Below are 13,722 nucleotides of genomic sequence, written 5' to 3'. Positions count from 1 at the left end.
AAATTATGTCATTTATTCTTGTCAGGCACTTAAGGTAATCATAAATCCAAAACATAGCATTAACGTAGCAATTCATATTTTTAACAAAAAATTGCAATTTAATCTCTGGCGTGTATCAATATGTAACAAACAATACCCTGCTCATTTTTCTATCATATATCCCATGCCTCTGACATTAACAATAATATCTTCTTTTAAACTTTTTTTCAGTCTGTTAATCTCTGCTCTTATGGTTGCATTATCTACGATTTGTTCATCCCATACATACATGCGAAACTGTTCAAAATCAACTATTCTGCTTCTGTTCCTGGCTAAAATATCTATAATTTGCGATTGTTTTTTTGTAAGAATCTGGGGAGTGTTCTGAAACAAAAGCGTATTGTTTTCCTGATCATACATATAGTTTTTTGAAAGCCTGAGAAAAACCAGAGGAATATCTTTGTCTGTTAAAATTCTGTCAATTTTCAAAGCAAGTTCTTTTAGGTGAAAGGGTTTTTTCAAGTAATCATAGCATCCCAGATCATAGGCACGGGAGATATCTTCTATATCTACCAGAGCGCTGATATAAATGCTGGGTGTATGAATTTTGATGGCATGAAGCTTTTCCAAAAGTGTCAATCCGTCTATATTTGGTACAGAGATATCCAAAATCAATAAATCATAGTCGTCTTTTTGAAGATTTTCAAATGCTTCAAGACCGTCTGTAAAACTTACAACAAGATGTCCCTGCTCCTGCAGATACTCCTGTATAGACTCGTTTAGCATTATTTCGTCTTCCAGTAAAAGAATTTTCATTATTCACCCATCATTTTAAATTTATATTCAAATGTAGTCAGTTTGTCAGTTGATGCAATATCTATGCTCACATTGTCTTCTTCACAAATATTTTTCACCAACTGCAGTCCCAATCCAAATCCTTTGACATTGTCATTTTCCCTGTAGTATGCATCAAAAATTTTCTCCGGATCTTTTATAATTTTAGACTTGCTTGATACACTAAACATTACATCTGCTCCTGTTTGCTTTACATGTAAGAAGACTGTTTCCTCCGGCAAAGTGTATTTGATGGCATTTGTAATAGTATTGTCTACAATACGCTGAAGTTTTGTTTCATTAAAATAAATATAAACCTTGTCCAAATCACTGCTGTATTTAAAATCAATTTTAGACAAATGTGCAACATCTCTAAAAAACTCTATCCGCATGCTGAGATACGAAACCAGTTCAATTGAAACTTTGGGATACGGCACCTGGTCTTTTTTTACCAAATAACTCAAATCATCATATATATTAAATATATTTTTTGCAGCCGCTTCTATTTTGGACAATTGTCTGTCCTTTTTATTTTTCATTTCATACAGTTCTATACTCGTCAAAATAACACTCAGAGGCGTGTTTGTTTCATGCACAGTGTAGCGTAAAAACTCTTTTTGTGCAGCCAGTATCTCTTCTGAAAACTTTTTTTCTTGTAAAAGTTTTGCATTTGCCTGTTCTAAATACAATGTTTTCTTTTGTACCTTTTTTTCAAGAATAAGATTGATCTCTTTTAATGATAGCTTTTGCTGATTTATTGTCTTTACCATTTCATTTGCATACAGAACCATCTCTTTAAATTCTTTAAAAAAAATCTCATCAGGACTCAGCAATGCTTCCCTGTGTGCCGCATTTTTAAAAAAATTTAAAAATACATGCATATCATTTTGAATCAACGCATAAAATATCTTATACAACCCGAGCATGATTGCAAAAAGTATAAAAGAGAGTGTCACAATAGCCAAAGTGTTTTTTATCAGAAGCCTTTTGAGCTGTTTTTGTGTATCTCCGTAATCAGCCACACTGTGTTCCTGCCTGTAAAGCGCTTTTTCATAATCCTGATAATTTTCTTTTATCAGCAAATAGGCAAATATAATGACAAAAACCAATATGACAACAGTTGTAACGGTATTGGCCTGCTTGATAGTCAAAGATGTAAATCTGTTCTTTTGCATTTTTTATCCCTGTTTTTCTCAACAAAATTATACCGCTTTTAATTCCAAACTTAATTTTAAAAGCACAAGACATATTTATAAAAATTTAACTATAATAACAAAAAAATAAAATAAAGAGGTTTATATGTTTGGAAAAGCACAACTCAAAGAATACAATTTAAGCGAAGAAGAATTATCAAAACTGCAATATGCAAAAATCGTAACAAACAAAGGCGATATTTGGATTAAACTTTATCCGGAGGAAACACCAAATACCGTTGCAAACTTTGCACATTTGGCACAAACAGGATTTTATGACAATCTCAGCTTCCACCGTGTAATCCCCGGTTTTATGGCACAGGGCGGTTGTCCGCAGGGAACAGGAACAGGTGGTCCGGGCTGGTCTATAGCATGCGAAACCGATAAAAATACACATAAACATGTCAAAGGAACACTTTCTATGGCACATGCAGGACAAAACACAGGCGGCAGCCAGTTCTTTATCTGTTTTGTTCCCTGCCCGCATCTTGACGGTGTCCATACAGTTTTTGGCGGTATTGAAGAGAATGATGCTGAAAGCTTTGCGGTTTTAGATTCAATTGAAGGACAGGATGAGATCAAAACTATAGAGATTCACGAAAAAAGAGACTGATTTTTTCGCAGGCAAGGTTAAAACCTCAATCTCGGAACCGGCACTTCAGTGCCGGCTGTTGCAACAGCCTTGCCATTCTCAGCCCGGACTGAAGTCCGCGTTTTGAAAAATACTCATAACCTAAAACATCTTTCAAGGAAAAACCATCTTAGTACATATTTGTTGCAGTGTTGACTCACACTTCTTTCTGGAAAAACTTCAAAAAGATTTTCCAGATGAAAAACTGACCGGCTTTTTTTACGACCCGAATATCCATCCCTATTCCGAATATCAGCTGCGCCTGCTTGATGTCAAGCGCTCCTGCAAAAAACTCGGTATCGAATTGATTGAGGGTGAATATGACTATGAAAACTGGCTTGAAGCAGTTCGTGGACTGGAAAATGAACCTGAAAAAGGGGCTCGTTGTGAAGTCTGTTTTGACAAACGTTTCACAACAAGTGCAAAAAAAGCCCTCGAACTCGGTGAAAAAAAAATAACAACCACTCTGTTGGTAAGTCCGCTCAAGTCCCAGGAACAGCTCAAACGTGTCGGTGATGAATTTTATAAAAGTCACGGTGTTGAGTTTGTAGCCGTTGACTACAGAAGCGGCGGCGGGACACAGGATCAAAGCCGTGTCACAAAAGAAGAACAACTCTACCGTCAGGACTATTGCGGCTGTATTTTCGGGCTTACCATGCAGCGGGATCAGCAAAACAGACTGATGGATGAAATGTTTTCACCAATTTCAGGACAGACACTTCCTGCCTCAATTGAAGAACGTCTTTACATGTACACCAAAAGAAACGAACTGGAAGAGGAAGGCAAAGAGTACAGAATAATTAAACAAAAATTTCTCAACTATAGACAGTTTGGCTTTAAACTCACAGCAGGAAAAAAAGAGAGCATAGAAGCTTATGCTATGAGTTATTCCACACTGCCGAGAAAAAAAGCACAGGGGCGCATAGAATTTTCACACAATGGTGTGTATTATTTTAATCGTGAAGAGATAAAATTTATCACTTTGCAAACCTACAATGACTTGGGCAAATCAACTTATAAATCTGTCAAAGAGCTTATTTACAACCCCTTGGACTTTGAAAAAGAACAGAGACTCAGAGCTGTTGTATCGGGCTCAAATTATGACATAACTCCCATAATAGTTGTCAAGGATATACCGGAGACAAAGCTTAGCATTGAATTGAATGCAAAAGTATATGAAGATACCAAAGAAAAACTTATTATCTTTTCTTAACAATAAATTAGATAAAATATCAAAAAAATATTGTTATAAGGTTTATAAATATGCTTATGGATGTTACAGAAATACAAAAAATTCTTCCTCACCGTTATCCTTTTTTGTTGGTTGACAGAGTTACTCAGCTAGAAAAAGGAAAATCGGTCACTGCTTACAAAAATGTCTCTATTTCAGAGCCTGTTTTTCAGGGACACTTTCCTGGCCATCCTATATATCCGGGTGTCATGATTTTAGAAGGCATGGCGCAAGCCGGCGGAATATTGTCATTTTTAAGTATGGGAGATTTGACGGAGGAAGAGATTGCAAACAAAGTAGTCTATTTCATGAGCATCGACAAAGCAAAATTCAGAACTCCTGTAAAACCGGGAGACAAACTCGAATACAGAATTTCTGTCATAAAACAAAAAGGTACTATCTGGATGCTTAAAGGTGAAGCATATGTTGATGACAAATTAGCAAGCGAAGCGGAACTCAAAGCTATGATAGTTGACAAGTAAAGGATTTATTTTTGTCTCAAATATCTCAACTTGCCGTTATTGAAGACGGCGCGACAATCGGGGAAAATGTTACAATCGGACCGTTTTGCTTTATCTCAAGTGAAGCAACGATTGGCAATGGAACAAGCATAGATGCAAACAGCTGTATTTACGGAAAAACAACTATCGGCAAAAACAACAAAATTTTTTCACATGCAGTCATCGGTTCAATTCCGCAGGATTTGAAATTCAACGGTGAAGATGTTGAACTTATCATCGGCGATAACAATACTATCCGTGAATTTACCCTTTTTAACCCGGGTACAAAAGGCGGCGGCGGAAAAACCATCATAGGCAACGACAACCTTTTTATGGGATACGTTCACCTCGGACATGATGTCATCATCGGCAATCACTGTATCTTGGCAAACGCGGCAACACTTGCAGGACATGTGGAACTTGGCAACTATGTTGTCATTGGCGGCATGACACCAATTCACCAGTTTGTCCATGTAGGCGATTATGCCATGGTGGGAGGCGCATCAGCTTTGGCACAGGATATTCCTCCTTTTTGTATGGCAGAGGGAAACCGTGCTTCGCTCAGAGGACTTAATTTAACGGGACTCAGAAGACATTTGTCAAGAGATGACATCAATGCCCTCAAATCAGCCTACAGAGAACTTTTTGAATCAGGCAGACCACTCAAAGATACAGCAAGCGAACTGCTGGAAAATTCAGACAATCATTATGTAACAGATTTATGTAACTTTGTCATTACAACAAAACGCGGAATTCCGTTTGAAAGGAAAAAAGTATGATACACAGACATTGCAGCTTTTGTGATGCAAGCGAAAGCGAACAAAACCCTCTTATAGCAGGCAACGGTGTTTACATTTGTAAAAACTGTGTTGTTTCAGCTTACAAAATAATGTTTGGTGATGAAAAAGAACTTGCAAAAGAGAACAACAGCGAACTTGTTGATGCAGTACACAAACTTATGACACCAAAAGAACTGGATGCTTTTTTGGGTGAGTATATTATAGGACAGGAAAGAGCAAGAAAGCTCCTGAGTGTTGCTGTTTATAATCACTATAAGCGTATATTTAAAATGCACAAGTCAGATGAAGATGATACAGAAATTTCAAAGTCAAACATTCTGCTTATCGGTCCTACAGGAAGCGGTAAGACACTTATGGCACAAACTATTGCACGGGTATTGAATGTCCCTATCGCCATTGCGGATGCAACAAGTCTGACAGAAGCCGGATATGTCGGTGAAGATGTTGAAAACATTTTGACAAAGCTCATTCAGGCAGCTGACGGTGATGTAGAACGGGCGCAAAAAGGCATCATTTTTCTTGATGAAGTTGACAAAGTTTCACGTATGAGTGAAAACCGCTCCATTACCCGCGATGTTTCGGGAGAAGGTGTCCAGCAGGCACTTTTAAAAATCATCGAAGGCTCTTCTGTCAATATTCCGCCAAAAGGGGGAAGAAAACATCCAAATCAGGAGTTTACAGCTATTGATACTACAAATATTTTATTTATCTGTGGCGGTGCCTTTGACGGACTTGAAGATATTTTAAAGCGCAAACAGGGCGAAAATGTTCTTGGTTTCGGACAGGAAAAGAAGACAAAAGAAGAGAAAAAACCTACATTTGACATGGTTGAACCGGATGACCTGGTTCATTACGGACTTATTCCTGAGCTTGTCGGACGTCTGCCTATCATTGCATCACTCAATGAAATCACTGAAGATGACATGGTACGCATTTTAACAGAGCCGAAAAACTCACTTGTAAGACAGTACAAAAAACTTTTTGCCATAGATGATGTGGAACTGAACTTTGAAGAAGATGCACTCCGTGCCATAGCAAAAAAGGCCATCAAAAGAAAAACAGGAGCACGGGGACTTCGCGCAATTTTAGAAGAGAGTATGATAGATATCATGTATGAACTCCCTGAATACAGCGGTTATGAAGTAATGATCACAAAAGAAGTCATTGAAAATGGCGAACAGCCTCTTTATATTAAGAAAACAACACAAAAAACAGCATAAGGCACAATAAATGATATTTAATAAAATAGTCGGACTTTTTTCAAATGACCTTTCTATCGACTTGGGAACTGCCAATACAATTGTCATAGCAAAGGGGCGCGGGATTATCATTAATGAACCTTCTGTTGTTGCTGTCAAAACCGAAAAATATGGACAACAGCGTGTACTCGCTGTCGGACATGAAGCAAAAGAGATGGTGGGAAAAACTCCGGGAAATATCAAAGCCATCCGTCCTATGCGTGACGGTGTTATTGCCGATTTTGACATGACTGAAAAGATGATTCGCAAGTTCATTGAAAAAGCACACGGAAGAAGTTCTTTAATATCTCCCCGTATTATCATCTGTGTGCCTTACGGCTTGACACAGGTTGAAAGAAAGGCTGTTCGCGAGTCTGCTTTAAGTGCCGGAGCACGCGAAGTTTTTCTCATAGAAGAGCCTATGGCAGCAGCTATCGGAGCCGGCATAGATATTCGGGAACCACAAGGGAATCTTGTTGTAGACATTGGTGGCGGTACAACTGAAATAGGTGTTGTCTCTTTGGGCGGTTTGGTACTCTCAAAGTCCATCCGTACAGCCGGAGATAAAATCGATCAGGGAATCGTCAACTATGTGAGAAAAAAATACAATCTCCTCATAGGAGAGAGAGTTGCCGAAGAGATTAAAATAAACATTGGAACAGCTGTAGAGCTTGACCAGGAACTTACGATGGTTGTCAACGGACGCGATCAGGTTGAAGGACTGCTGAGTTCAGTGGAACTGACAAGCGAAGATGCCAGAGAAGCAATGAAAGAGCCGCTTAAAGAAGTCGCCGAAGCACTACGGGATGTTTTAGAAAGAATGCCGCCTGATTTAGCCGGTGATATTGTAAACCACGGTATAATTTTGACGGGCGGCGGTGCTTTAATCCGTCAGCTGGACAAATATCTCTCAGATATCGTCAGAATTCCTGTTTTTGTCGCAGATGAACCTCTTTTAGCCGTTGCACGGGGAACAGGAAGAGCTTTAGAAGAGATAGACCTCCTGCAAGAACTTTTTGAGAATGAATAAAAAATCGTTTGTCTATTTTTTTATCCTGACAGCACTCTTTGTGGGTGCTTTATACTACAACAATCCTATTCAGTCTCCCATTGTTTCAGCACTCAACACCATAAAATCAAATTATCTTGACAGTATAGAATTTTTTAACAACAAAACAGACAAACATTTATTTCAGGCGCAGGAAATAGAGAATCTGAAAAACAGACTGAAAAAATATGAAAATAATCATCTTCTCCTGCAGCAACTCACTTCTGAACTCAAGGATTTGTACAAAGAAAACAACTCTTCACTCAAAACAGATCCCAAAGTAGAGCTTGTCCGTGCAATATCGTATGAAAAATTTGGAAATATCAACAGATTATGGATGGATATTCCAGAGTATAATGCCTCAAAAATTTACGGCTTAACCTACAAAGAGTTTGTTGCAGGAATAGTGATAGCAAAAAACAACAAACCTCTGGCACTGCTTAATTCTGATATAAAGAGTGCCTATTCTGTTTATGTAGGGAAAGAAAAAGCACCCGGTATTGCACATGGCAACAATGCCAAAAATATAGTTATCAATTTCATACCGGCCTGGTTCAGTATCAAACCCGGGGATGAAGTGATCACATCAGGTCTGGACAATATCTTTTTTAAAGGTCTCAAAGTAGGAAAGGTTCTTTCTGTTACAAGATCACAAGGCTATCAAAATGCTGTTGTTGAACAATATTACAAGGCGAATGAGCCGGGTTATTTTCATATAATAAGGAATCTAAAATGAAATATTTCATAATCTCAGTGTTGTTATTTTTACATCTTACAGCCCAAGAGAGCAAACAAGAACTTACAATCGGTGCAGGACCGTACTTTCAGAGTCAACCTTACAAAGAGGCTTCTGCCCTTGTTTTGCCTTCACCGGTAATATTTTTTGACAACTCTGTTGTATATGCAAGATGGAGCAGATTCGGTCTTTACTTTTTAGGAGACAAAAAAGCGGAATATTCCTGGGGATTTTCCTTTACTGTACAGCCGAGAACACTTGGCTACAAGGCATCAGACTCAGTCTCTTTGCAAGGAATGAGCGACAAAGACTCAACAATGGAAGGTGGTATTGCTTTTAGTGCCGGCTATAAAAACTCCAGCTATATTGAAGTAATGCTTTTGGCAGACATCCTCAACAAATATAATTCATGGGTCGGCAGTGTAGAAATTGGTGATAAGTACACAGCAGGTCAATTTACTTTTTATCCAAGTGCTGTACTCTTGTACCAACCCAGAAAATTTCTTGACTATTATTACGGAGTCAAAAATTCCGAAGCAACACTGCAGCGTCCTGCTTACATGCCAAAGGGAGGATTCTCATTTGCCGTGCAAACATATATTAAATACCCTCTGAGCAAAAAACTCGCAGCCCTTTTTAACATAAGAGCAGACAGAATTCCAAACAGTGCATACAACAGTCCTTTGGTGAACAACAAATTTATTTACTCTGGACTTGCCTCGCTTATCTACACTTTTACCTACTGACTAAACTCCTATTAAGTGCCTTTTGGCTATAATCTCTAAATTTATATAACCATATTTAAGAGGGAACAAATGCCAAAACGCACCGACATAAAAACTATTTTACTTATAGGTTCTGGCCCGATTATCATCGGTCAGGCATGTGAGTTTGACTACTCTGGAACACAAGCCGTTAAAACTTTAAAAGAGTTAGGTTACCGCGTTGTTCTCATCAATTCAAACCCTGCTACTATTATGACAGATCCCGAGTTTGCAGACAGAACATATATAGAACCTATCAAAGAAGATGTTATCGCCAAAATCATCAAAGATGAAAAAGTAGATGCTGTTTTGCCGACTATGGGCGGACAGACTGCACTCAATGTTGCAATGAGTATGTATGAAAAAGGAATGCTTGAAGGCGTGGAGTTTTTAGGTGCAAACCCCGAAGCGATTAACAAAGGCGAAGACAGACAGCTTTTTAACGAAGCTATGACTAAAATCGGTATGGATTTGCCAAAAAGCAGAAATGCCTACAGTGTTGAAGAGGCAATAGAAGTTGTCAAAGAGATTGGTTTTCCGGTCATCAGTCGTGCATCCTTTACACTCGCAGGCGGCGGTTCCGGTGTGGCGTATAATATGGAAGAGTTTAAAAAACTTGCCCAGGAAGGTATTTCAGCTTCACCTGTCAATGAAATCGAGATTATGGAATCTATGCTCGGCTGGAAAGAGTATGAAATGGAGGTTATCCGCGACAAAGCGGACAACTGCATTATCGTCTGTTCCATTGAAAACTTTGACCCTATGGGTGTGCATACGGGAGACTCTATTACGGTTGCCCCTGCATTAACATTGACAGACAAAGAGTATCAAAGAATGAGAGATGCCTCTTTCGCAATTTTACGTGAAGTCGGCGTTGACACAGGCGGTTCCAATGTTCAGTTTTCAATTGATCCGAAAACAGGACGCATGATTGTAATTGAGATGAATCCGCGTGTATCGCGTTCATCTGCACTGGCAAGTAAGGCAACAGGGTATCCTATTGCCAAAGTAGCCACTCTTTTAGCAGTCGGATTTACCCTTGATGAAATTGAAAATGACATCACGGGAACACCTGCAGCTTTTGAACCGGTTATAGATTATGTTGTTACAAAAATACCGCGTTTTACATTTGAAAAATTTCCTGAAGCACAAAGTACACTCAGCACATCTATGAAATCAGTCGGTGAAGTCATGGCAATCGGCCGTACGTTTAAAGAGTCTGTTCAAAAAGCACTCTGCTCCCTTGAAACAGGACTTTGCGGTTTTGATGACATTGAGGCGGATGATGAGTTTGTCAAGCATGAAATCCGTCGTCCCAATGCTGACAGAATTCTTTATGTTGCCGAAGGTTTTCGTCGCGGCATGAGTATACAGGAAATGTTTGACACCTGCCAGATTGATCCATGGTTCTTATATCAAATACAAGAGATGATGGAAACAGAAGCAACTGTCAGCGATAAAATCCTTTTTGATGAGGAGTTAATGAGAAAAGTAAAAGTTGACGGTTTTTCTGACAAAAGAATTGCACAGCTTATAGCAAAAAATTCTCAAGAAACAGTGAGTGAAGACCTGGTCTATGAAGCAAGAAAAAAGCTTGGCATCAGCCTGGAGTATAATGAAGTTGACACCTGTGCCGCTGAGTTTGAAGCACTCACTCCTTACCTCTACTCAACAACAAACATTACAAAACTGCCAAATATTACCAATCGTCAAAGCGACAAACAAAAAGTGCTTATTTTAGGCGGCGGACCAAACAGAATCGGACAGGGGATTGAATTTGACTACTGTTGTGTACATGCGGCATTTGCACTTAAAGAGATGGGCATAGAGACTATTATGTATAACTGCAACCCCGAAACGGTTTCTACCGACTATGACACATCTGACGTTCTTTATTTTGAACCGATAGATTTTGAACATGTAAGAGAAGTGATAGAAAATGAAAATCCTGATGGTATCATTGTTCATTTCGGTGGACAGACTCCACTCAAACTTGCTGATTCTTTAACAAAAATCGGTGCAAAAATTTCAGGAACTCCATCATCCGTCATTGATTTGGCAGAAGACAGAGAGCAGTTTAGTGATTTTGTAAAAGCGCACAATCTTAAACAGCCTGCAAACGGTTTGGCACGTACAAAAGAAGAATCATTTATTATAGCCGAAAGACTGGGCTATCCTGTTCTTGTTCGTCCTTCCTTTGTGCTTGGCGGACGCGGCATGCGTATCGTATATAGCGAAGATGAGCTTCGTCAATACATGGATCTTGCCATTTCTGTCTCCAACGAAGCCCCTGTCTTGGTAGACAAATTTTTGGATCAGGCAATTGAGCTTGATGTGGATTGTATCTGTGACGGCAAAGATGTCTACATCGGTTCTGTTATGCAGCACATCGAAGAGGCAGGAATACACTCGGGAGATTCGGCATGTTCACTGCCTCCTATGAATTTGACACAGGATATGATAGAAAAAGTTGAGCAGCAGACAAAAGTCATCGCACTCGGCCTTGGCGTTGTCGGACTGATGAATGTACAGTATGCAATTTATCAGGATGAAATTTATCTTATTGAAGTCAATCCTCGTGCCTCACGTACAGTTCCTTTTGTCTCAAAAGCAACCGGTATGCCTCTTGCAAAAGTAGCCACACGTGTTATGATGGGCAAAGACTTAAGAAGCTCATTAGCCTACTATGACAAATATGAAATAGTTGAAGAGCACAACGGTCTGCTTCGTCCTCGCCTCAAAGGGCATGTATCTGTCAAAGAAGCAGTATTCCCTTTCCATAAACTTTACGGTGCCGATTTGGTACTGAGTCCTGAGATGAAATCTACGGGTGAAGTAATGGGTATCAGTAAAAACTTCGGGGTAAGTTTTGCAAAAGCACAACTCAGTGCAGGAAATAATATTCCGACAGGCGGAACATGTTTCCTCTCTTTTGTTGATACAGATAAAAAACATGCTCCTGAAATAGCAAAAGGTCTGGTTGAACACGGCTTCAAACTTGTTGCAACAAAAGGGACACAAAAAGCCATAGAAGAAGCGGGTATAGCATGTGAAGTGGTTTTAAAAATTTCAGAAGGCCGTCCAAATATTGAGGACAGCATGAAAAATGATGAAATAGCAATGGCAATTAATACATCTGACAACAACACATCAAAAAAAGATGCTGTTGTCATTCGCCAAGAAGTGCTTAAAAGAAGTATTCCTTACTTTACAACGCTCAGTGCAGCAAGAGCACTGATACTCGCACTCGATGAAATGGAAGATGAAAAATGGTCAAGCTCAACAGCCCTGCAAGATTTTTTAGTATAAAAACAAATATTATTCTCTCACAAACCGACACTACTGTCGGTTTTTTATCCCAGGATGCGCCTAAGCTGTGTGCAGTAAAATCACGTCCAAATACCAAACCTTTCATTGTTGTTTATAAAAACTTCCAAGCACTGAAGAAAGACCATAAAAGAGTACCAAACACTCAGAAAAACAGAGTCAGACGCCTTAAAAAAACAACCTTTATAGTAAAAAACCATGCTTTTCGGGTTGCAGAAGATGTGGCAGACTCTTCTTGTTTGAGACAAAAGGAATGGACATACTCCACATCTGCCAATGAAAGCGGTAAAAACTTTTCAAGAACTTTTTGTGAGCAAAAAGCTGATATAATAATAGAAAACAAGAAAGGACTCTTTGAAGGTCAGGCTTCAAAACTCTATAAAATCAACCATAAAAAAATAAAGAGGTTACGATGAGCAAACTGTTCCAGGCACTGCTAAGCGGTATGTTTTTTACATTCATACTTGATTTTTTCATTATATTAGGCGTGAAACTGAATTATATCGATTTTTATGGTGTACATGTATACTACAATATTTTATTTGCAGATCATCAAAATTTCTTTTTGTTTTTATTTTTTTCTATACTTCTTGGCTATTTGGTAGTTTATGCCAGCACAAAAACAGCACTGATTGTTATAGGTTCTCTCTTTGTCCTCTCTTTTGCAACGCTTATTCCTCCTATAGGAAAAAGCATTGGAGAAATGATGCTTATGAAAAAAAACATTACACTCAAAACGGATAAATTTTTCTATCATGGTGATCTCTACTATGATGGAAGAAAAAATGTAACATTTTACGATTATGAACTAAAAAAAGTTATAATTCTAGATAAAAATAAAATTCGAGGTCAATATTAGCATGAAACATATTTCTTCAATTGCCAGCGGTGTTGTATTAGGAACTGCAGGTGTTTTAATGATGAGTACGCTTACAGGATGTGAGCAAAAACAACAAGAAGCACAAAATAAATTTTTGGTTATAGAACAACAGCCAAACGGAAAGTATAAAGTTGTCGAAGAGATGCCGACACAGGGTCCTTCACGTGCAATCATCAGAGAACGTGATGAATTTGGCAGAGTAACAGAGCGTTTTATGAACGAAGAAGAGATGAAAGCTTTGGCTGCACAAGAGTATCAAAAAGTACAAAATGGTACGAGCGAAACACTTCAAGATAATTCAGGCAGTGCAGGTATGGGACTTGCCGGTACTATTTTAGCCGTTGCGGCAGGAAGTTTGCTCGGAAATATGATAGGCAATGCGCTGATGAACAACAAAAGGTTTTCCAGAAATGCAAGCAGTGTCAACAGAAGTGCCTACAGCCGTTCGGCAGCAGGCAAGGCAGCAAGAAAATCAACAAGCAGCAGAAAAAGCTTCTTTGGCGGCACTTCAAGAAGCTCGAGCTACAGCAGAAGCAGTGGCGGATTTTTTGGAGGCTGACA

Annotated in this window: 14 protein-coding genes; 12 read left to right on the top strand and 2 right to left on the bottom strand. The window is 38.9% G+C overall.

Features of this window, described 5'->3' with window-relative positions:
• Window positions 1–141: 141 nt before the first annotated feature.
• Window positions 142–795, bottom strand: coding sequence for a response regulator transcription factor (locus ETP70_RS04455; protein ID WP_151900053.1), 654 nt, complete (start codon window positions 793–795; stop codon window positions 142–144).
• Window positions 795–1,988, bottom strand: coding sequence for a sensor histidine kinase (locus ETP70_RS04450; protein ID WP_151900052.1), 1,194 nt, complete (start codon window positions 1,986–1,988; stop codon window positions 795–797). Before ETP70_RS04450 ends, ETP70_RS04455 begins: the two co-directional genes overlap by 1 nt.
• Before the next feature lie 124 nt (window positions 1,989–2,112).
• Here ETP70_RS04450 and ETP70_RS04445 point away from each other — a divergent pair, with 124 nt between their 5' ends.
• The 12 genes from ETP70_RS04445 (at window position 2,113) to ETP70_RS04390 (ending at window position 13,720) form a co-directional block, all read left to right on the top strand.
• The gene (locus tag ETP70_RS04445; protein ID WP_151900051.1) at window positions 2,113–2,619 is read left to right on the top strand and encodes a peptidylprolyl isomerase; all 507 of its coding nucleotides are present in this window, start codon (window positions 2,113–2,115) and stop codon (window positions 2,617–2,619) included.
• A gap of 145 nt (window positions 2,620–2,764) precedes the next feature.
• The gene (locus ETP70_RS04440) at window positions 2,765–3,850 is read left to right on the top strand and encodes an epoxyqueuosine reductase QueH (RefSeq protein WP_151900050.1); all 1,086 of its coding nucleotides are present in this window, start codon (window positions 2,765–2,767) and stop codon (window positions 3,848–3,850) included.
• 50 nt (window positions 3,851–3,900) lie between these two features.
• A complete protein-coding gene (gene fabZ, locus ETP70_RS04435) occupies window positions 3,901–4,350 on the top strand; it encodes a 3-hydroxyacyl-ACP dehydratase FabZ (RefSeq protein WP_151900049.1) in 450 nt (149 codons plus the stop codon).
• 11 nt (window positions 4,351–4,361) lie between these two features.
• Window positions 4,362–5,147, top strand: a complete 786-nt coding sequence (gene lpxA / locus ETP70_RS04430; RefSeq protein WP_151900048.1) for an acyl-ACP--UDP-N-acetylglucosamine O-acyltransferase — start codon at window positions 4,362–4,364, stop codon at window positions 5,145–5,147.
• A complete protein-coding gene (gene clpX / locus ETP70_RS04425) occupies window positions 5,144–6,388 on the top strand; it encodes an ATP-dependent Clp protease ATP-binding subunit ClpX (protein WP_151900047.1) in 1,245 nt (414 codons plus the stop codon). Before lpxA ends, clpX begins: the two co-directional genes overlap by 4 nt.
• A gap of 10 nt (window positions 6,389–6,398) precedes the next feature.
• Window positions 6,399–7,436: a rod shape-determining protein gene (locus ETP70_RS04420; RefSeq protein ID WP_151900046.1), complete on the top strand. Its 1,038-nt coding sequence runs from the start codon at window positions 6,399–6,401 to the stop codon at window positions 7,434–7,436.
• Window positions 7,429–8,190 (top strand): rod shape-determining protein MreC, encoded by a 762-nt coding sequence (gene mreC, locus ETP70_RS04415; RefSeq protein ID WP_151900045.1) that lies wholly within the window; start codon window positions 7,429–7,431, stop codon window positions 8,188–8,190. The genes ETP70_RS04420 and mreC overlap by 8 nt, the downstream gene beginning before the upstream one ends.
• The gene (locus ETP70_RS04410) at window positions 8,187–8,936 is read left to right on the top strand and encodes a MipA/OmpV family protein (RefSeq protein WP_151900044.1); all 750 of its coding nucleotides are present in this window, start codon (window positions 8,187–8,189) and stop codon (window positions 8,934–8,936) included. The genes mreC and ETP70_RS04410 overlap by 4 nt, the downstream gene beginning before the upstream one ends.
• A gap of 69 nt (window positions 8,937–9,005) precedes the next feature.
• Window positions 9,006–12,263: a carbamoyl-phosphate synthase large subunit gene (gene carB, locus ETP70_RS04405; RefSeq protein ID WP_151900043.1), complete on the top strand. Its 3,258-nt coding sequence runs from the start codon at window positions 9,006–9,008 to the stop codon at window positions 12,261–12,263.
• A complete protein-coding gene (locus tag ETP70_RS04400; RefSeq protein WP_151900042.1) occupies window positions 12,224–12,697 on the top strand; it encodes an L-threonylcarbamoyladenylate synthase in 474 nt (157 codons plus the stop codon). Before carB ends, ETP70_RS04400 begins: the two co-directional genes overlap by 40 nt.
• On the top strand, window positions 12,694–13,140 hold the full coding sequence (locus ETP70_RS04395; RefSeq protein ID WP_151900041.1) for a hypothetical protein: 447 nt from the start codon (window positions 12,694–12,696) through the stop codon (window positions 13,138–13,140). The genes ETP70_RS04400 and ETP70_RS04395 overlap by 4 nt, the downstream gene beginning before the upstream one ends.
• Window position 13,141: 1 nt before the next feature.
• Complete coding sequence (locus ETP70_RS04390) at window positions 13,142–13,720, top strand: Cj0371 family chemotaxis-regulating polar lipoprotein (protein ID WP_151900040.1); 579 nt, start codon at window positions 13,142–13,144, stop codon at window positions 13,718–13,720.
• Window positions 13,721–13,722 lie beyond the last annotated feature (2 nt).

This window comes from Sulfurimonas hydrogeniphila (genome assembly GCF_009068765.1).
GTDB classification, from domain to species: domain Bacteria; phylum Campylobacterota; class Campylobacteria; order Campylobacterales; family Sulfurimonadaceae; genus Sulfurimonas; species Sulfurimonas hydrogeniphila.
Note: the sequence above shows the minus strand (reverse complement) of the source record. Positions and strands in the feature narration are given on the sequence as shown.